Source organism: Schaedlerella sp., from assembly GCF_056796775.1.
This window is the reverse complement of sequence record NZ_JBQIKP010000005.1, coordinates 128,447-149,129: the sequence shown is the minus strand read 5'-3', so window position 1 is coordinate 149,129 and position 20,683 is coordinate 128,447. Positions and strand designations below refer to the sequence as shown.

18 protein-coding genes are annotated in these 20,683 nt (G+C 50.3%); 3 read left to right on the top strand and 15 right to left on the bottom strand.

Annotated features, from left to right (window positions below; all coding sequences use genetic code 11):
- Positions 1-563 precede the first annotated feature (563 nt).
- From ACTOY7_RS04500 to gpr, 4 genes are all read right to left on the bottom strand, one after another.
- Positions 564-3,092, bottom strand: coding sequence for a heavy metal translocating P-type ATPase (locus ACTOY7_RS04500; RefSeq protein WP_160280360.1), 2,529 nt, complete (start codon positions 3,090-3,092; stop codon positions 564-566).
- Positions 3,093-3,336: 244 nt separating this feature from the next.
- Entirely contained in the window at positions 3,337-3,705 is a 369-nt protein-coding gene (locus tag ACTOY7_RS04495; protein ID WP_300885613.1) for a metal-sensing transcriptional repressor, read from the bottom strand.
- A 332-nt stretch (positions 3,706-4,037) separates the two neighbouring features.
- Complete coding sequence (locus tag ACTOY7_RS04490; RefSeq protein WP_160280361.1) at positions 4,038-5,213, bottom strand: stage II sporulation protein P; 1,176 nt, start codon at positions 5,211-5,213, stop codon at positions 4,038-4,040.
- Positions 5,214-5,264: 51 nt separating this feature from the next.
- Positions 5,265-6,242 (bottom strand): GPR endopeptidase, encoded by a 978-nt coding sequence (gpr, locus tag ACTOY7_RS04485; RefSeq protein WP_160280362.1) that lies wholly within the window; start codon positions 6,240-6,242, stop codon positions 5,265-5,267.
- Positions 6,243-6,497: 255 nt separating this feature from the next.
- Between gpr and rpsT the strand changes: the two genes are divergently transcribed.
- Positions 6,498-6,761 carry a 30S ribosomal protein S20 gene (rpsT, locus tag ACTOY7_RS04480; protein WP_016294359.1) on the top strand — a complete coding sequence of 88 codons (264 nt, stop codon included), beginning with the start codon at positions 6,498-6,500 and terminating at the stop codon, positions 6,759-6,761.
- Between the two features lie 149 nt (positions 6,762-6,910).
- On the opposite strand, the gene ilvC is transcribed toward rpsT, so the two are convergent.
- From ilvC to galE, 3 genes are all read right to left on the bottom strand, one after another.
- Positions 6,911-7,930 (bottom strand): ketol-acid reductoisomerase, encoded by a 1,020-nt coding sequence (gene ilvC / locus ACTOY7_RS04475; protein WP_160280363.1) that lies wholly within the window; start codon positions 7,928-7,930, stop codon positions 6,911-6,913.
- A 122-nt stretch (positions 7,931-8,052) separates the two neighbouring features.
- Positions 8,053-8,553, bottom strand: a complete 501-nt coding sequence (gene ilvN / locus ACTOY7_RS04470; RefSeq protein WP_160280364.1) for an acetolactate synthase small subunit — start codon at positions 8,551-8,553, stop codon at positions 8,053-8,055.
- 307 nt (positions 8,554-8,860) lie between these two features.
- Entirely contained in the window at positions 8,861-9,883 is a 1,023-nt protein-coding gene (galE, locus tag ACTOY7_RS04465) for a UDP-glucose 4-epimerase GalE (protein WP_160280365.1), read from the bottom strand.
- 289 nt (positions 9,884-10,172) lie between these two features.
- Here galE and ACTOY7_RS04460 point away from each other — a divergent pair, with 289 nt between their 5' ends.
- Positions 10,173-11,033, top strand: coding sequence for a hypothetical protein (locus ACTOY7_RS04460; RefSeq protein ID WP_160280366.1), 861 nt, complete (start codon positions 10,173-10,175; stop codon positions 11,031-11,033).
- A gap of 194 nt (positions 11,034-11,227) precedes the next feature.
- On the opposite strand, the gene ACTOY7_RS04455 is transcribed toward ACTOY7_RS04460, so the two are convergent.
- Both ACTOY7_RS04455 and ACTOY7_RS04450 read right to left on the bottom strand, forming a co-directional pair.
- Complete coding sequence (locus ACTOY7_RS04455) at positions 11,228-11,554, bottom strand: cupin domain-containing protein (RefSeq protein WP_160280367.1); 327 nt, start codon at positions 11,552-11,554, stop codon at positions 11,228-11,230.
- Between the two features lie 56 nt (positions 11,555-11,610).
- Positions 11,611-12,594, bottom strand: coding sequence for a diaminopimelate dehydrogenase (locus tag ACTOY7_RS04450; RefSeq protein WP_160280368.1), 984 nt, complete (start codon positions 12,592-12,594; stop codon positions 11,611-11,613).
- Between the two features lie 336 nt (positions 12,595-12,930).
- On the opposite strand from ACTOY7_RS04450, the gene ACTOY7_RS04445 reads away from it, so the two are divergent.
- A complete protein-coding gene (locus tag ACTOY7_RS04445) occupies positions 12,931-15,102 on the top strand; it encodes a hybrid sensor histidine kinase/response regulator (protein ID WP_160280369.1) in 2,172 nt (723 codons plus the stop codon).
- 95 nt (positions 15,103-15,197) lie between these two features.
- On the opposite strand, the gene ACTOY7_RS04440 is transcribed toward ACTOY7_RS04445, so the two are convergent.
- From ACTOY7_RS04440 to ACTOY7_RS04415, 6 genes are all read right to left on the bottom strand, one after another.
- Complete coding sequence (locus ACTOY7_RS04440; RefSeq protein ID WP_394683591.1) at positions 15,198-15,545, bottom strand: DUF3784 domain-containing protein; 348 nt, start codon at positions 15,543-15,545, stop codon at positions 15,198-15,200.
- Positions 15,546-15,556: 11 nt separating this feature from the next.
- The gene (locus ACTOY7_RS04435) at positions 15,557-15,979 is read right to left on the bottom strand and encodes a DUF3887 domain-containing protein (protein ID WP_160280370.1); all 423 of its coding nucleotides are present in this window, start codon (positions 15,977-15,979) and stop codon (positions 15,557-15,559) included.
- A 30-nt stretch (positions 15,980-16,009) separates the two neighbouring features.
- A complete protein-coding gene (locus ACTOY7_RS04430) occupies positions 16,010-17,335 on the bottom strand; it encodes a sensor histidine kinase (RefSeq protein ID WP_482670277.1) in 1,326 nt (441 codons plus the stop codon).
- A gap of 56 nt (positions 17,336-17,391) precedes the next feature.
- On the bottom strand, positions 17,392-18,105 hold the full coding sequence (locus ACTOY7_RS04425) for a LytR/AlgR family response regulator transcription factor (RefSeq protein ID WP_160280372.1): 714 nt from the start codon (positions 18,103-18,105) through the stop codon (positions 17,392-17,394).
- Between the two features lies 1 nt (position 18,106).
- A complete protein-coding gene (locus tag ACTOY7_RS04420; protein WP_160280373.1) occupies positions 18,107-18,538 on the bottom strand; it encodes a PH domain-containing protein in 432 nt (143 codons plus the stop codon).
- Between the two features lie 356 nt (positions 18,539-18,894).
- The gene (locus tag ACTOY7_RS04415; RefSeq protein ID WP_394683590.1) at positions 18,895-20,664 is read right to left on the bottom strand and encodes an alpha-amylase family glycosyl hydrolase; all 1,770 of its coding nucleotides are present in this window, start codon (positions 20,662-20,664) and stop codon (positions 18,895-18,897) included.
- Positions 20,665-20,683: the final 19 nt, after the last annotated feature.

Below are 20,683 nucleotides of genomic sequence, written 5' to 3'. Positions count from 1 at the left end.
AGCAGCATAGTGTTCCAAAAGGCTGTTCTTTGATAATTGAATCATTGCCAGATATTGAATTTTCAAGGTGCATAGCTAAAATCTATGTGCGAAGTTTGAGTAATATAATACACTATATCTGCAAAATCCCTCTGTCAGGAGTGGAGAAAATCCAATCCGGACTTCTTCTTTCAGAGAGCTTCAGACGTTGGATAGAAAGTTACTTTTGCAAAGGAACGTAAAGTCTGAGCTATCAATCAATATTTACATAAAGAATCACAAGATATCGTTCCCAACCTCCCTTGCCAGACTACTGCTTTTTATGCTGACATCATATCAAACGGGGCCAGGTGTTTCATCGTTCCTGCTTTTATTTAGACGAATGGATGTTTTATCCTATGTGCGAAGAAAAAGTTTCCTGGCCTTTTATTGAAACGTTGCAATAGCCCCAAATAATGCAAGATTTTATTCAAAATTTTTTAAGCGTCAGAGCTGGTTCATCAAAAAACCCGTTGTTACAGTTCACGACCGCAAACTGTAACGCATAAAAAACGGGAGAGGCACTTTTGCTCCTCCCCGTCTGCTTAACCGTTGATCTCCAACACCTTATAATCCTGATCCTCAACCGCCTTTTTCAGCACATCATTGGCAATCTCCGCATTCAATGTTACCACCGCTGTGCCTGCCTCATGGCTGACCTGGGCCGCATCCACCTCCGGCAGTGCCTCCAGGCATTTTTTCACGGCTGCCTCGCAGTGTCCGCACATCATCCCTTCAATCTTCATTGTTCTTTCCATCACTGTTACCTCCTGCTTTCTTTTTACTTTGATCTTTTTGTCATTCTTTGTATCATGTATCTTAAACCAGTTCAGCCGCAGTGCGTTTGTCACCACGCAGAAGCTGGACAGGCTCATCGCAGCTGCCCCGAACATGGGGTTCAGTTTCAGCCCGAAGATCGGAAACCAGATCCCTGCTGCCAGCGGAATCCCGATCACATTGTAGAAAAATGCCCAAAACAGGTTTTCATGGATATTGCGCAGTGCCGCGCGGCTCAGTCGGATAGCAGCCGGCACATCGCTCAGGCGGCTCTTCATCAGGACCACATCCGCCGCGTCGATCGCAATATCCGTTCCCGCTCCGATGGCAATCCCCATATCTGCCCTGGTCAGGGCCGGCGCATCGTTGATCCCGTCCCCGACCATTGCTGTTTTGCCTTTCTGCTTCAGGGCACGGATCACGCTTTCCTTTCCATCCGGAAGGACACCCGCAATCACCTCGTCCACTCCGGCCTGTTTACCGATGGCCTTTGCGGTCCGCTCATTATCCCCCGTCAGCATGACGACCCGGATGCCCATATTCTGGAGCTCTTTGATGGCCCTGGGGCTGTCCTCTTTGATCACATCCGCCACAGCGATGATTCCGGCAAGCTGACCGTTGCTGCTGAAAAACAGCGGGGTTTTCCCCTCTTCTGCCAGATGCTCGGCCTGCCTGCGCATGGCATCTGTGACCTCTGCATACTGGCTGATGAATTTCAGATTCCCACCTTTCAAGGTGAGTTCCCCTTTCAGCACCGCTGACAGTCCATTTCCCGGAAGTGCCTCAAAGTCACTGACCTCCTGCGCTTTCAAACCGCGTTCCTCTGCCTCTGTCAGGATCGCCCTTGCAAGAGGATGTTCACTTTTGTGCTCCAACGCATAAGCCAGCTCTAAAAGCCCGGACTCGGAAATCCCCTCTGCCGGCAGCAGGTCCGTCACCTTCGGCTCCCCGCTGGTTATGGTTCCTGTCTTGTCCAGCGCAACGATCTCCATCTTCCCGGTCTCTTCCAGAGAAACCGCGGTCTTGAACATGATTCCGTTTTTGGCTCCCACGCCGTTTCCCACCATGATGGCTACCGGAGTCGCAAGCCCCAATGCACAGGGACAGCTGATGACCAGAACCGAGATCCCCCTTGCCAGCGCGAACCCGATCCCTTCTCCCGCAATCAGCCACACCAGGATCGTTACCAGCGCGATCACGATCACTGTGGGAACGAAAACACCGGAAACCTTGTCCGCCACCTTGGCAATCGGCGCTTTCGTAGCCGCCGCGTCGCTGACCATCTGGATGATCTGGGAAAGCGTGGTATCCTCCCCCACCCTGGTGGCCTGGCATTTCAGGAAACCGGACTGATTCAGCGTAGCCGCCGATACCGCATCTCCCTCTGCCTTATCCACAGGAATGCTCTCTCCTGTCAGCGCCGACTCATTTACCGCGCTGCTTCCTTCCAGTACCACTCCGTCCACCGGGATATTCTCTCCCGGACGGACCACGAAGAGATCTCCTTTTCGTACCTGATCAATGGAAACTTCTGTCTCTGCGCCGTCCCGCAGGATCACTGCGGTTTTGGGCGCCAGCTTCATAAGATTTTTCAACGCGTCCGTTGTCTTTCCCTTGGAACGGGCCTCCAGCATCTTTCCCACTGTGATCAGCGTCAGGATCATGGCCGCCGATTCAAAATAAAACTCATGCATATAGGACATGACGCCCGCCATATCCATTTTCATCTGCGCGTCCGTCATGGCAAACAGCGCATAGGTGCTGTACACAAACGCCGCCCCCGCCCCCAGCGCGACCAGTGTATCCATATTGGGCGCGCGATGGAGCAGTCCCCGGAAGCCGCTGATAAAAAACTTCTGATTGATGATCATAATGATCCCTGTAAACAAAAGCTGGATCAGGCCCATTGCCACATGATTGCCTGCCAGAAATCCAGGCACAGGCCAGTTCCACATCATATGCCCCATGGAAAGATACATCAGCGGAATCAGAAAGATCAGGGACGCGGTCAGCCTCTGCCTCAGGACCGGAGTCTCATGATCCTTTAAAAATTCTTCCTCTGCGGCGGCTTTCACGGTTCCTTTTGATTTTGCCTCCGCATTTTTTATTGCTGCTCCGTAGCCTGCCGCCTCTACTGCCGCGATCACCTCCGACGCGGAGACAGATCCCTCCACTCCCATGGAATTGGTCAGCAGGCTCACCGAACAGGATTGCACTCCCGGCAGGCCGCCTACAGCTTTTTCCACTCTGGCGCTGCAGGCCGCGCAGCTCATTCCGGTTACTGTATATTGTTCCATAATCCTTCCTCCTTCGCACTACAAAATTTTTCCACCTGTACGCTTGGAGGCTCTTTAGAGCATCCAACCATACAGGGGGAATCTGTTTAGGAACTGTGCACAAATAACTTGTACAGATGACGTAGGATCAATATTTATCTGCAAAGAAGAAAATCGCAGGCGCAGTGGGCTGCGTCAAGATTTTCTGATGCGGCAGATGGATATTGAGACAAGTCAGATATATAAGTTATTTATGCACAGTTCCTTACTTCATCAGCTTCTGCAATGTCGCCACCAGCTCATCAATCGTCTCATCCTTCCCGGCCCGGATGTCCTCTGCCACGCAGGTCCGGATGTGGTTCGCCAGCAGTACCTTGTTAAAGCTGTTCAACGCCGCGTTCACTGCCGATACCTGCACCAGGATATCCGTACAGTAGGCATCCGTCTCCAGCATACGCTTCAGTCCCCGTACCTGCCCCTCAATCCGGTTCAGGCGATGAACCAGATCCCTGTACTCCTTATCCGACCGCTCTTTCGTCTTGTGGCAGCACTCCTTCTGTGTTCCGCAGCATCCGCCGGTCTCTTCCGGCAGCGTATCCTTTGTATATTCCTCTTCTACATGAGTCTCTTCCATATAAACCTCTTCCTCACACCGTTCTTTCGGCGACGCAAAAAACTTTCCACCTGTACGGTTGCAATCCGCAGTCACATTTTTATGCAATTTATTACAATGAAAATACGACTTCGGATTAGCAACCTACCTCATTAATGAGTAAAATGTGACTGCGTTAGCAGGCACAAAAGCGCGAAGCACGGATTTTACGAATGAATGAGGTGGGTTGGATGCTCAAAGAGCATCCAGCCATACAGGTAGAAAACTTTCATTACCTTATACGCTTTACATTATATACCCCCGCAGGGTATATTGCAAGTCTTTTTTCATTTCTTTGAAGATTATCCGGAAATTTACATCAGCACCTGATGCAGTGTTTCCGCCAGCACCTCCATGGCATTGCGCATTTCCTCCACCGTATTGGTCTGAGCCCCCGCTTCGATCAGCAGTGACTTCGGCATCAGATGCAGATTGTACCGGTATCCCCGCAGGTAGATATGCCGCGCAAACCCCGGATACATGCTCTCCGACGCAAGCTGCATCTGCAGGGAAAATGCCAGGTTATCCTGGATATATGGATTGTACAGATACTCGATATCCCCGTTGGTCCTTGTACGGCTCAATCCGTTAAAATACATGATCTTTGCCGTAGGCTTTCCGTCCACCTCCGTCACCAGATGGGTGCCCTCCGCCACGCCGTCCCGGTGCAGGTCAATGACGACTTCCACCGTGGGATTGGCCTCCAGGACCGGACGGATGGAGGCCTCCGCGTTTTCGTAAGCATTACTCCGGTCCAGCTGTCCGTTGATGATATCATACACCCCGGTATCATGAATGGCTCCGATCCCCTTGGCATTCAGCAATTGTACCAGATACTCCCCGATCCCGATGATGCTTGTAGCCGGGTCTCCCGGAGTGGAATCGGCGAATTCTTCCTGAGAATGGGTATGAAAGACCAGCACTTTGGGTCCCTGCGTACTGGTATCGATCTTCATGCTCCTTCCCAGCAGGTCATCCGCGTTCAGCTGCTCCGGTCCGATCATGGTAGAACTGTCAACCGTATAAAAATTGCTGAGGAGATAATCAAAGTCCCGAAGCCTTTCTATGGACATGTCGAGGACCGGCTGTCCCGGTGTCGGCACAACATCCTCCACGCTTTCAGTCCCTCCCACCGGATTTCCGTTCTGATCTACCATATGGCCGTCATTGGCCTGATTTTCCAGTATTTTTGCGATGGTCTCCTCATCCTCCATGACCGTCCGGTACTGGATCTTCGTATCCAGATACTCCACCAGCGGGATCCAGTCGAATGCCTGCTCCAGGAGCCATTGCGCAGCAGGCTTGTTTTCCTCCCGGGCCGCGTACACCGCCCCCGGCAGATACATCCGCTCCGTACTTTGAAAGAGCGCCCTCTGCCAGCGGTATCCCCATCCAATGCCTGTACCTCCCGCGGTATCGATAATGATATATGTAAAAGCCAGGCACAGCAGCACTGCCGCGATCCCCCGGCTCAGTCGTTCTTTTTCCATACACCCTCCTTTAATGAGGGACCGGTCAGATCCCTCATTTTACCTTATTCCTTACTCCTCCTCTTTATTCGTGAAAAGCATATTCAATGCTTCGGAAATTGTATAGCTGATCTGTTTTACCAGCTCATCCTCATCCTTTGGCGTCACAAACATGCCGTTCAGATGGGGAGATATGAGTTCTTTTACAAGCTCGTATTTTTCCGCGCTGTTGTAAGTCCGCAGAACGTCCCCCACTCCTTTCAGAATTTCCGAGGTTTCCAGCGCTTCGATAAGATTTTCCATGGTATCATTGGCAATGGTCGCCGCGTCTACGACTGTGGGGACGCCGATCCCGATGACCGGAACTCCCACGGACTCCTTCGTAAGCCCGTTCCTGTGATTTCCCACTCCGGAACCGGGATGGATGCCAGTATCCGCGATCTGGATGGTCCGATTCAGTCTTCTGGTATTTCTCGCCGCCAGCGCGTCGATGGCGATCACCAGATCAGGTTTCGTCTCGTCTACCACCCCTTTTACAATTTCCAGAGTTTCCATTCCTGTCTGCCCCATGACACCGGGTACGATGGCGCTGACCAGACGGGCATGCTCCATCCCCATAGCGTATTTTCCATATTCCTTCACGATATGCCGGGTCACGCACAGGTTATCCGCCACATACGGCCCCAGCGCGTCCGGCGTTACCTGCCGGTTTCCCAGACCTACTACGAGGACGGACAGATCGTCCGTATCCAGCGACCTGCCCCGGATCAGCTCCTCGATATATTCGGAAAGCTTGACCGACACTTCCCTGTGGTAATCCTCGTCCGGCACTGCCATATTGGGCGCTTCCATGGTCAGGTAGACGCCCACCGGCTTCCCCATGGTCTTGGCCCCGTTTTCCGTCTCCACCTTCACACGGGTGATCCGAATCTCCCGTTCCTTGTCGTATTCTTCCTCCAATACCACTCCGGAAATCTCCACATTGTCTGATTCAAACCGTTCCTTCTCCTCCAGCGCAAGATCTGTACGCACACTATATTTCTCCAACATGTTCTTTCCCTCACTCTACTTATTCTTATAAGACTGCGAATAGTATGTAGTTTTTACAATATTTTGAGAAATATGTATTGACATCTTTTGACAGTTGGCATAAAATAAGTGAGTATGTTCCGTTGGTACGTCCGTGTCCGAATCCAACGGAGTCATTTTCAGGCAGATTTTATGATCTGTCTGCATTTTGTTATCATTCACAGTTTGTGAAGTGTAACTGCATTTTGATTATTATGTGATTTGGAGGTGTACAGGTTGGCTAATATTAAATCTGCTAAGAAGAGGATTTTGGTAAACGAGACTAAGGCTGCCAGAAATAAAGCGATCAAGTCCAGAGTGAAGACTGCTGTCAAGAAGGTTGAGACCGCGATCGAGCAGAAGGACGCTGAGACAGCTAAGACAGCTTTGAAGGCTGCCATCGTTGAGATTTCTAAAGCTGGGACAAAGGGTGTATATCATAAGAACACCGTTTCCAGAAAGATCTCCCGTCTGACCAAGGCTGTCAACGGCATTGCTTAAGAATAGATATTTATTGAAATAAAAAGGCATACGCTTCCGTCATGGCGTATGTCTTTTTTATTCTATGGAAAATTCAGAGAATTATCCTGATCTATAAAAGAACAGCAGCCCACGACTGGTCTACTGTTCTTTTATAGATTCATTCTCTATTAGTTGTTGATCAGCTTGTCCTCATCACTCCAGCTGTAGAGCTTGCGGATCTCTTCCCCGATCTTCTCCGACGGATGCTCGGAAGCCAGCTTCCGCATTGCCTTGAAGTGAGCCTGTCCGCCTGCTTCGGACATATCCAGCAGGAAGTCCTTCGCAAACGCACCGCTCTGGATGTCTGCCAGGATCTTCTTCATAGTCTTCTTGGTCTCATCTGTGATGATCTTCGGACCTGTGATATAATCACCGTACTCCGCAGTGTTGGAGATCGAATATCTCATTCCCGCGAAACCGGACTGATAGATCAGATCCACGATCAGCTTCATCTCATGGATACATTCGAAGTAGGCATTTCTCGGATCATATCCAGCTTCCACCAATGTCTCAAAGCCTGCCTGCATCAGTGCGCATACACCGCCGCAAAGTACTGCCTGCTCGCCGAACAGGTCTGTCTCTGTCTCTGTCCTGAAGGTCGTCTCCAGTACGCCTGCCCTTGCTCCGCCGATACCTGCCGCATAAGCAAGCGCTTTATCCAGTGCCTTGCCGGTCGCGTCCTGCTCTACCGCAACCAGACAGGGAACGCCCTTTCCAACCTGATATTCGCTTCTTACCGTATGTCCCGGTCCCTTCGGAGCGATCATGGTCACATCCACGTTCTTCGGGGGTACGATCTGTCCGAAATGAATATTGAATCCGTGAGCAAACATGAGCATGTTCCCCTCTTCCAGATTCGGCTCAATGTCCTTCTTGTACATGGCTGCCTGCTTCTCATCATTGATCAGGATCATGATGATATCGGCCTGCTTCGCCGCCTCTGCCGCGGTAAACACTTCAAATCCCTGCTCCACTGCCTTAGACCAGGATCTGCTTCCTTCATAAAGTCCGATGATGACATGGCATCCGGATTCTTTCAGGTTCAGGGCATGTGCATGGCCCTGGCTGCCATATCCGATGATGGCAATGGTCTTTCCTTCCAGCATGGAAAGATTGCAGTCTTCCTGATAATAAATTTTTGCTGACATTTTGAAATTCCTCCTGTTTCTTCTGCCGGCCAATCTCATCGGCCGTGAGTAATATATAAGTTAAAGGCTTCTTGAGCCTTTAGCTATCCGGTTACAGCTGAATCCCTTATCGAATCCGTGATTCACTCCAGATATGTAACGTCCTTGATCCCTCTGGACAATCCCGTGATTCCGGTTCTGGCAAGCTCCAGGATTTCATATCCGTCCAGCAGGTTTAAAAAAGCCTCCAGCTTGGACTGATCCCCGGTAAGCTCGATCATCATGGACTCCGGCTCCACATCCACAATCTTCGCCCGGAAAATATCCGCAATGGAGAGCACCTCCGGACGCTGCTTCGCGTCCGCGCGCACCTTCACCATGATCAGCTCCCGGTACACTGCCTCGTCATCCTTGAGGAGCTTGATCTCCCGGACATCCTCCAGTTTACGTACCTGCTTCTCGATCTGGGAGAGGATCAGCTCATCCCCCGACGATACGACCGTGATCCTGGTAAACCTGGAATCCGCCGTCATCCCTGCCGTTATACTGTCAATACTGTAGCCCCGCCGACTGAACAATCCCGCAATCCTGCTCAGGACACCCGGGTTATTATCCACCAGCAGAGAGTATACCTGTCTTCTCATACACTATCTCACTTTCTATACCTGATCGGACGAAATCCGCCCGTCCCGCAGGGACATGCGTTATGGGATGCCCTTCGGGTATCACTCTTCCGCAAAAACAGAGTGCGTTCTGTTTTTCTATCATAACAAGTTTGGAAACGCTTGTCAATATATAAAAATGATTTTCCAGTTCCATTCTGCCGCTCAGAATCGTGTGATCGAAAATCTTTCCATCTGTACGGTTGCTAATCCGAAATATCGGTTTTATTGCAATAAGCTGCATAAAACCGATATTTCGGATTGCAACCGTACAGATGAAAATCTTTTATCAGCTTCTGTAGCCGTCCGGGTTGTTGGACTGCCATCTCCAGGAATCCGCGCACATCTCTTCCACGCCGCGTTCCGCAACCCAGCCCAGTTCCTCCTTTGCCTTCGTTGCGTCGCAGTAGCACATCGCGATATCTCCTGCCCGGCGTGGCTTGATCTCATATGGGATCTCTTTGCCGCATGCCTTTTCATATGCCTTCACCACATCCAGCACGCTGTAGCCGACGCCTGTCCCAAGATTGTAGATATGAACGCCCTTGCCTTCCTCTGTCCGCATTCTCTCGATTGCCTTTACATGACCCACTGCCAGGTCCACTACATGGATGTAGTCACGGACTCCGGTTCCGTCATGGGTATCATAATCGTCCCCGAAGACACCCAGACATTTCAGCTTGCCGACCGCAACCTGGGCAATATAGGGAACCAGGTTGTTTGGGATCCCCTTCGGGTCCTCTCCGATCCGTCCAGACTCATGGGCCCCGATCGGATTGAAGTAACGGAGCAGCATGACATTCCACTCCGGATCCCCTACGTGCAGGTCTGTCAGGATCTGTTCCAGCATCCCCTTCGTCTGTCCGTACGGATTGGTGATCTGTCCCTTCGGGCATTTCTCCGTGATCGGGATCTCCGCCGGGTCTCCGTATACGGTCGCGGAAGAACTGAAGATCATATTTTTGCAGCCATGATTTCTCATCACATCGCACAGGATCAATGTTCCGCTGATATTATTATGATAATATTCCCATGGCTTGGCCACAGATTCTCCGACTGCTTTGAGCCCTGCGAAATTGATCACAGCCTCAATCTCCTCGTTATCAAAAATCTTCTCCAGGTCTTCCCGGCTCAATATATCACCTTTATAGAATTTCAATGACTTTCCCGTAATCTCCTTCACACGCTCCAAAGCGACTTCGCTGGAATTGTAAAGGTTGTCAATCACTACAACTTCATAACCTCTGTTCAAGAGCTCCACACAGGTATGACTTCCAATGTATCCTGCTCCTCCTGCTACTAAAATTGCCATAATTCCACTCCTTTTCTGTTTTTTGCGTCATTGCCGCGACAAGCAGACAGACTTAAGGCCCGCTGTTCCAAATCGCTGCGCCTGCGCTATTATTATACGTCTATCGGAGTCTCAGGTCAATGCTTCATGATGGAACTATCTGAAAAATTCAGGACGTTTTTTCTGGAAAGATTGATTTTGCCCGAAAAAGGATTTAAAATAAAAAACATTGGAAAATCCATCTGCCGTGTGATAAGATATGTCTCATCCTGGCAGAGCTTTCTAAAAACAATGAAAAAGGAGTGATCTTATGCGTAAGCCCCCAAAAAGCGCTTATGAGTTCAGTGATGATTTTGAAGTTACCTATGAGGAAGATATCTCCTCCAAATATAAAGTGAATCCGGAAAGTGACGAAGATTCCCGCAGCGGCGTAAGGACAGAGACCATGACGCAGCCCATGCCCCGTGTCAGGGACAGCAGACGTTACGACCTGTCCATTGAGGATCCGGATGATGGATATGACGGTTATTATGACGGCAGGGATGATTATGATTATGAGGATGACGATTATGACAGACCCGGAAACGGCCGGAGGCGCGGCAGCCGAAGTGAGTATCGGGAGCCTGTCCGTCTGTCCCATGCCAGGCGGAAAAGAAGCGGACAGACTCCCATTGCCGCCCCCATCAAAAAAGGTGGAAGGACCGTGTACCGGATCTCCCAGACTATTTTCCGGAACCTGTCGGTGATCCTGATTCTGGCCATCACCGGATTTATGGCCTATAATTTTTTCCGGGGGAGCGCGCCCTACGGCGACATTGAAAATGCAGTGGTCTCTCAGAATTATACCCTGGTCCTGGCATCCTATTTTGCCGTAGCCGCTTTCTTCATCCTATTTGAGCTGTTCTCCGCGCTCTGGGCCATGACAAGGGTGCGCGTGTATGACGAGACCGGATATTACAAAGAAGATGTAGGCCGGGGGATGTTCTCATTCTTTTTTATTTATATCTGTTCCTACGGCGCCTTCCTGGTCAATAACTGGATCCCGGAGCGGTTCGAATCTCTCCAGGGCATCCGGGGAGCTCTGGATGTATTCGGCTCCATGCACAATGTCCTGTTCGGCCTGTGCGCCGCGGGCGTGATCTCCTGCCTGTTCCGGAAATACAGCCTGTAAAGATCTGCCGGAAAAATCCTGACATATCCTTGCCCCCTGTCATTCCTATACTTCGGCGGACTTCCGAAACGGCCGGGCGATTGCTCTCCTGAATGCCAAAACCGCCGCGCTCTGAACATGACGAGCGCAGCGGTCATTCAAATTCCAAAACGAATTCCAGCTGTACGGGGTGCTGATCCGTAAGGACAGAACGTTTAATCCAAAATGATCAGCGCCATAAATACCAGATCTTCCAGCCCCGTATTTTTCAGTCCGTGTCCGCAGCCGTCCGGCGTAAACGTCACATCCCCTGCTTTTACCGGACGCGGGGTTCCATTATCATCGTATTCCCCTTCTCCGGAAAGGATATAGTAAGTTTCGCTCTCGTTATGATGCACATGATATCCCAGAGAGCAGCCCTTTTCCAGAGTAACCTCCGCATAAAGTCTGCATTTTCCGTTCAGTTCCTTTTCTCCCAGAATCTTTTTGATGATCACATGACCTTCTCCTCCGGCCATATTCTCTACACGCTCGATCGTCATTTTTCCGTTCCTCCTTTTCTCTTTCTACTCTGTATCTGTCTTTGCGGCAGACGTTCCTACAGAAGCTCTGCCCGCAGCGCTGCCCCGTCCTTCGGACTCAGATAAGCCGGCGCAATGTCAAACACGGTCTTGCAGCCGCTTACGCCTTCCGAGCCAAGCCGGTATGCCGCCCTGGCATATGCCGCCAGGACACTGGCCGTAAATTCCGGGTTGGAATCCAGCTTCAAGCTGTATTCGATCAGATGGCTGTTCTCTGACTTCCACCCGGTCCTTCCGCTGCGCAGCACGAAACCGCCGTGGGGAATCCCGCTGTGGTCTCTCTCCAGTTCCTCCTGGCTGATAAAATGTACCGTCGTGTCATAATCCGCGAAATAATTCGGCATGGTTTTGATCTCTTCCTCCACCTTCGCCGCATCCGCCCCTTCTTCCAGTACCACGAAGCACTCTCTCGTGTGCTTCTGCCGGGTGGACAGATCCGGATTCTCTCCCTTTCTCACGGAATCCAGCGCGGCCTCTACCGGAATCGTATACTGCTTGCCGTCCCTGACGCCCTCTACCCTGCGTATGGCGTCGGAATGCCCCTGGCTGACGCCCTTTCCCCAGAACGTATAATCCTTTCCATCCGGAAGGATCGCATTGGCATACAGCCGGTTCAGAGAGAACACCCCCGGATCCCAGCCCACGGATATGATTCCCACCTTACCGCCTTTTTTCGCCGCCTCATCCACCCTGGCAAAATGCTCCGGGATCCTTGCATGGGTATCGAAGCTGTCTACCACATGGAACAGCTCCGCATAGATCGGAGTCTGTTCGGGAAGATCCGTCGCGCTCCCGCCGCACAGGATCATCACATTGATCCTGTCCTTCCAGTCCTGCGCTTCGGATATGCCGCACACACATGCACCTTCTGTCAGGATCTTTACATCTGCCGGATCCCTGCGGGTAAAGACTGCCGCCAGCTCCATATCCGGATTCTGCTTCACGGCACATTCCACACCCCTGCCCAGATTGCCATAGCCTAAAATACCGATTCTTATCATCTGCATATACCTCTTTATCTCTAAACTATGCGCATCTGCCTGTTTTCTCTGCAGATACGGCACAAATTCAGAAAGCCTGCCGCTGATCATCCTTTCGAATACATGGATATCCGTAAAAAACTGCCCCGGCAGCTTTCCGCTTATTTATTATAGTCTCTCCCCCCATATTATGCAAGGTATTCTTTACTGCGTGACGGGCAGACTTCGTCCGATTAGGTATGGATTTTTTCTGGAAAATGAGCTATGATTATATTGCTGTCGGATGGAACAGAATCTCAGCCACCCGGCAATTCCTGTCAAAGTTCCATAAGGATGAGACACAGGGGGGGGAAAACAATGGTAAAAAAGCAAAAAATTTTTTATGCGATGCTGGTGATTTCCGCACTGGCAATTGTCTCTGTGATCACACTTTTTTATATCAATCAGCTGAATCAGACGATCTCGGATAATATCATCAACGAGATCAGCGAGATTGCGGAGCACGATAAATCTACGATTCAGGCATATATTGAGATCTGCTGGAAGGACCTCTATGAGATCCAGGAGCGTTTTGCCGGCTACAACTGCAGGACCTTCGAGGAAATGCAGGAGCATCTGGACCTGGAGTGCACCGTAGGCGACTTTGCCCGGCTCTGCCTGGTGACGGAGGATGGAACGGTCTACACGGACGGACATGAGATCTATCCTCCCGAATCCATGGCCAGATATCCGGATTTTATGACCTATTTCGCAAATGGCAACGACCGCTTTGTGACCCGGTTTGATGAGTACACCGAAGGCAGCGGCCCGAACAGGGAAAGCATACTCTACGGGATCCGTCTGCAGGATTTTCAGGTGGACGGCATCAGGATGCGCGCGATCATCGGAATGAATGATATCTCATCCATCCAGGATAAAATGGTGATCGACTGTTTTACCAAAAGCGGCGAAAGTCGCGGTCACAGCGCCCTCATCGATATGGAGGGACATTACATCGTAGATATCAATAAAAAAGTATACGAGAACGAACAAAATAATCTGTTTGCACATTTGTCCGAATCCGAGGATTCCGAGCTGACAAATGAAGAGGTTGCCGAAAAATTCGCGGCTCTTGAGACCTTTGCCTTTTATCACTCCCACACCGGTGAAAAATACAAAGAGCTGTTTTATTTTATCCCCTTTGATGAAAAAATACGCCTGTATTTTATCATGTCTGTCAACGAAGCCGTATTCCGGGAGCAGACCCGGACATTTTTTACCATGAGCATGATCATGCTGGTCATCAGTATCCTGACGATACTCAGTATGCTCCTGATCGTGATGCGGTATCAGATAAAGACGATCCGTGCTTCGGAAAAGGAAAAATCCCAGAAAGAGTTCCTTTCCAATATGAGCCATGAGATCCGAACCCCTCTGAACGGCCTGATCGGTATGAATCATCTGATCATGGTCCACATTGACGACGACAGCCAGCGGTCGCACATTAAGGAATGGCTTCGGAAGTCACACAGCACGGCAAAGTATCTCCTGTCCCTGGTCAATGACGTCCTGGACATGTCAAAGCTCCAGGCCGGCAAGGTGGATATTATCAATGAACCGATGATGGTGGATGCGCTGGTCGATGAGATTGCGGCCATGCAGACTGACAACATTCAGGGCCGCGGGGTGGAGTTTATCGTGGAAAAGGATGTGATCGAGCCCTGCGTCGAAGGGGACGCGACCCGGATCAAGCAGATCCTGATGAATATCGTAGGCAACGCTGCCAAATTTACGCCGTCAGGTAAATCCATACGGCTGTCCGTCCGTCAGGAAAAGACCGATGATACGCACGTCATGACCTTTTACCTCTGTAAGGATACAGGGATCGGAATGTCCAGAGATTATCTCGGCAGGATCTTCGATACGTTCAGCCAGGAGCAGAACCGGAACATAAGCGGAATCACCGGAACCGGACTCGGCATGCCGATCAGCAAGCTGCTGGCAAATGCCATGGGCGGCGATATCACCGTGGAAAGTGAGCTGCATGCGGGAAGTACCTTCACCGTTTCGATCCCCTCCGTCATTGTAAAAGAGATTCCGGACTATTTGAAGGAGACCGAAAAAAATGGGACCGCAAAGGAGTCCCTGCATTCACAGAAGCACTCCGGACCGTGCAAAATCCTGGTAGCCGAGGATGTGGAGCTGAATGCGGAAATCCTTCTGGAAATCCTGTCCATGGAAGGATTTGAGACTGCCCACGCCCAGAATGGCCGGGAGGCAGTGGACTTATTTCGTGAATCTGAGATCGGAGAATTTGGGATCATCCTTATGGATATGCAGATGCCTGTCATGGACGGCTGTGAGGCATCCCGGGAAATCCGGAATCTGGACCGCGCAGACGCCCAGTCTATTCAGATCTACGCCTGTACAGCCAACACCTTCCAGGAGGACCGGGACCTGGCGCTGGCAAGCGGGATGAATGACTTTCTGACCAAGCCGATCGACATAGACGTTCTGTTGAAAAAGATGGGAAAAAGCGGCGGAAAATGATATACCACCGCTTTTTCAAAATCACACGTTTCATTTTATTGGTTTTTAGCATTGCTGATATAATTCTTAATATAGAGTATTCTGAAAATTGGATTCTATTTCAGCTTATATTTTCTAAAAGCCTTCTCCTCGTCCAGATGTACTTCCCGAAAAAATAAGATCAGCACCGCAATCATTGAGATAACCGCAATGCCAGCGGATGAAAACAGATACGCCAGTACACCGCCCGCGCCTGACACAGCTGCCCAAAGGGCAAGTGTATTCCGCATATCTCTGCTCATCTGCTCCCTGTCGTACTGCTCTCTCTGCTCCTTCGGCATCGTATTGAACCCACTGATCAAAATTGCGGCCTTCCCTTTCAGTACCGCAAATACGGCCGCCATGACCCAGAAGACGGCACTCACTGCCATGCAAGAATATATGATAGCCTTCAAAATAATCACCGCTTTCCTCACTATTTAATAAAGAATCCTGCCACCTTCATATCTTCATCAAATGAAATCGTAAACTGCGCCTTACGTTTCTCATATTTTGCCTTGATCACCGCCACTGCAAATTCCTGCTCCGTATCCGGGTCTTTACTCCCGGTAACCGCTTCTTTGTCAAAGCCTTCAAACTCACCGAGTTCTTCCACGATGGGCACAATCTCGCTTTTCAGCATTTCCACGTCCGCCGCGCCCTTCATCACCGCATTCCACTGTTCGTCCACAAGCAACTCCACCTCTCCGCTGTTCAGGATTTCAATGACGCTCTCTGCCGCGGCCTTCACCTCCGCCTCGTCAAAATTGTCCGAAAGGCGCTGACTCCCTGCGCAGCCGAAAAGCAGACCTGTCAGAACACACACGCATACCATCATTTTGCTCATCTTCTTTTTCATAGATATCCTCTCCTTTCATTGCTTGGTTTTTTATTCCGGAATGGTGATACTCACAACGAATTCCCCTTCCTGAATCTCCGTCATCATCCCTCCCCCGTATGTTTCTAAAGTATCCCGTACATTTTCCAGGCCGATCCCCATATGGCTTTTCCTGTCCTTTTTCACCGATGAACTTTCCGTCCCTTTCGCCGCACTGCCGCACGGCATCGAATTCCGGATCTTCACCACCGTAAAATCATGAAATGTATCCGCCTGCACCTGAATCATCCGTTTCCCCACCACCTGCTCCGCGGCTTCCAGAGCATTATCCAGCAGATTTGCAAATATGGTCGTCATATCCATGTCCCGGATATGCTCCAGGCGGATCTCATCAATCCGGATCTCCATCCCGATCCCACTCTTCTGCGCCTCTTCCGCCTTATCATTCAATATGATATTGAGCATCCTGTTTTCCGTATAGTTTACGATCCCAAGTCTGTCCAGCATCCGGCGCATATCCTTTACATACTCTTTTCCCTTGTCCGCGTCCTGCTCCTGCAGGGCTTCGATCGCCTGGAGATGGTTTCTCATATCATGGACCATCTTTCGGGAGGATTGGTATCTCTGTTCCACTTTCTCATAATACTGATACTGCATCTCACTCTGCTTTTTCCGGATCTCCAGTTCTGCCCTCAGCTTCTTATTTTTTGACTGATAAGAGAATAAATACCAGATGTACAGATTCATAATGACCAGCGCCAAAATATTCAGTATGATCAGAAATGCTCCGTACAGCTGCACAAACACATCCCCGGTATAGATCAGCGAAAAGATGATAAACATACTGACTGCCGGAGCCAGAAACAGTCCGGCGAACTGCATCCCTTTCACATTTTCGTATTTCTTCCGGTTCAGCACCACCACCCAGGCTCCGGTCAGAAGGATTTCCGTCAATTGCCTGATCACCAACGCAGTGTTTGCCAGAGTATAATCAAAGATCATGCTCCCCCACCGGGAACTCATGTAAGCAAACACCATATAGATGACAAAGATCCGAACGATCACCATGGTCACAGGAAACAGAAAGTAATAGAACCGGTACATCCTTCCCCGGTTGTACAGCCGCATTCCTGCCAGCGTTGTCATGAAAACCATATACACCAGCAGGAGCAGATGGATAAATCCGTTGTTCTGAAAGCCGAAGGTGATTCCCGCAAGGCCCATCCAATACAGGACGGCAGCCCCCCATCGCTTTTTCTTTTTTTCACTCCGGTCCTGCTCTGTATGGCTCATGAAAAACCAGGTACACAGGGTAAGCACAGCCGTCTCCATACACATGAAAATTCCATTCCATATCCCGGATTCTACCCAGCTCATTTTCTCCCCCCATTCATAAGAAGCTGCCGGAATGCAGACAAGTCAGAATATATAAGCTATTTCCATACACTTCCTAATCTGTCCGCCTGATATTTTCCCAGCAGACCGCGGAATTCCGCGGAGCGTTTCTGTGACAGCGGAACCAGATCCCCGTTCATCATCACAATATCATATCCCCGGATTGCCTTCACATGATACAGATTCACAATGAAGCTCTTGTGTGGAGAAGCAAAGCCGTAAGACGCCAGCCTTTCCGAAAACTCCGAGACTTTCCCTCGGATCATCCGTTCTCCATGCTTCATCACAAGACGCAGCTTCCGACTCTGGTATTCCAGATAATAGAGATTCGGAACCGCGATCTCCTCCAGCCCCTGGGTGGTCTCCAGCCGCAGTACGTCCGCGCTCTCTTCCTCCCGGCTGTACAGAACCGCTTCCCTAAGCTGCCGGATGATCGTTTCCTTTTTCACCGGCTTGACAAGAAAGGAAAAGGGATGGACCGCAAAGGAACGCTGCATATAATCCTGATACCCTGTGACATAGATGATCTTTGCCCTCCGGTCTCTGCGGCGGAGCTGCCTGGCGGCATCCATCCCATTGACCACAGGCATATCGATATCCAGAAATAAAATATCATATTCCTTTTCGTCGCGTAGAAGCTCCGCCCCGTTTGAAAATTTTTCTACAGTGCAGGCAATCCCGGCCTCCTCAATGGCAGAGCACAGGAATCTTTGCATCTGAATGTCATCATCACATACAGCGATCCGATACATGTCATTCCCTCCCCGCCGCCATGGATTTCCGGATCTGGATCTTTGGATTTCTCCATTTCAGTTCATGGAACAGCTGCTCTTTATCGAGTACAGCGATGATCCATTCCTGTCTTTTTGCCTTTATCACGATCCGGTCCAGCGACAGCGCGCCTGCAGCGATCGGATTATGCGTCCTGTATACCTCCGTGATGTCTTCAATCTTCATATAGTCTTTGCAGAATCCCAATGCAAAGATCAGCTTTTCCCCGTCGATCTGCACATAATTCCTGATCACCATGGGGATACATATGATATTCGTAAGAAAAAAAGCGAAGAACAGGGCAAGTATTTCCCTGCCTTTTATTTCTCCATGAATCCCCTCATAGACCATCGCAATATTGACACCGATCAAAAGCAGCCAGAACCAGATTCCGATTTTTCCTTTAAAGATCATATGGCCAATCTCCCTTATTTCGAATCACATCATCTCAATACCTATTATAACCTTTTTTAGAAGAAGAGCAATCGAAGAATCCTGTTGTATTGTTTTCAAGACATGAAATACAGATTCCTCTTTATCGTACGGCTTCATTCGCGACGCAGTACGCAGCCATACAGGAAACCGGCAGCCGGCAGCTTTTCTGCATACGTCGGTATTTAGAAAAGCCATCCCCATATACATCAGGAACGGCTTTTTACAGCATATGATCGCAACTGTTCAGAACGGCAGACCACAGTCCCTCTGCCTACGTTCTGAATAGTTACATATTATGGTACTCGGATTTCTCTGCGCTTTGCGCTCCCGAAATCCTAACGGAAGCTCTTGATCCAGTTGATCAGGGAGTCATGATACACATTATCCATAACATCCTTGCGCATCTGATCGGTGATCTGGCCATTCTTTCCCATGATCGCAAGGATCGCTTCCTGTAGCCCAGCGATCTTCCCTTTTTCAAATGCTTCCGTATACGCAGTATCTGCTCCGGCCACATTTCCGCCCGCAGCTGCCGGCTTTTTCTTTTCAGACTGATCTGCAGTTTTTTGTTCCGTCCTCGTTTCTGCCGCATCCTTCTTGTCAGGCTTATTCACCTGCGCGGTCTTTTCCTCAGTCTTCTGCTCTGATGCCGCTTTCTCCGCAGCTGCCTTCTTTTCAGCCTGCTTCACTTCCGCCGCGGCATCCTTCACATCCAGCCCGGTAAATCCCGCGTCCGCCGCGGCCTTTGCTCCATCCTCTGCCGCAGGAACCCAGATCTCCCCGGAATTGGCCTTTACATTGACCGTGATTCTTCCGCCGTTCACAGATACCTTTTCTCCGGACAATGCCCCGATATATTCCGCTGCATTTCCTGCGGAAACCGTCATCGTGTAATCGCTGTCGTCGTTATTGACCGTAACGACAACGGATTGTCCGTTGTAATTTCTGGAAAACGCATACTGCCGGTTGGTCAGCAGCAGTTCATTGTACTCTCCGTAAGAAAGCGCCGGAGTGTTCTGTCTCGTCCTTCCCAGTGCCCCGATCAGCCGTGTAAAGGAATTGTCCTTTGCCGCATCCGCATAATCAGACAGATTCAGCGCAGGGCGCAGGGAATCGTCTGAGAACCGTTCCTTCCTTCCCTCGATCCCAAATTCGGAACCGTAGTAAACGGACGGAACTCCGGGCAGCGTATACAAAAGGATATGGACCGGCGTAAAATGCGCCTTGTTGTTCAGCCTTGTATAGATCCTCTCCACGTCATGATTATCCACAAAATTGTAGAGCTTTAAGCCGTCCGGACGGTTGCCGCCCATGCCGTAAAGACGCTTTACCGTATGCGCGATCTCGAAGTAATTGTGCTCGTTGTGTCCGGAATACAGCGCCTTGTGCAGGTTATAATTTGTCACGGAATGCAGGGTTCCCTCATTGACCCAACGGGTGTAATCGCCGTGGATCACCTCTCCCATCAGCCAGAAATCCGGCTTCACTTCATTGGCCGTATGGCGGAGCGCCTGCATATAGTTGAAGTCCAGTACATCCGCCGCGTCCAGACGGATTCCGTCAATATCAAATTCGCTGACCCAGAAACGGATCACGTCGCAGATATAGTCCTTGACCGCCGGGTTATGCTGGTTCAGCTTCACGAGAAGGTCGTAACCGCCCCAGTTCTCATAGGAAAACCCGTCGTTGAAGGAATTATTTCCCCAGAAATTCACATTGCAGTACCAGTCCTTGTAGGCGGAATTTTCCCGGTTTTTCTTGATATCCTGGAACGCAAAAAAATCGCGTCCGGTGTGGTTAAATACACCGTCCAGTATCACTTTGATCCCCTGTCTGTGACATTCTGCCACGAAACCGGTCAGATCCTCATTCGTCCCAAGACGGCTGTCCAGCTTTTTATAATCCGTCGTCTCATATCCGTGTCCGACAGACTCAAAAAGAGGGCCAATATACAGCGCGTTGCAGCCGATCTCCCTGATGTGGGCAATCCAGGGGATCAGCGTGTTCAGGCGATGCTCCGGCTCCCCATACGGATTCTCCTTGGGCGCGCCGGTCAGTCCCAGCGGATAAATGTGATAAAATACCGCCTCATCATACCATGCCATTTGTTTGTACCTCCTCATA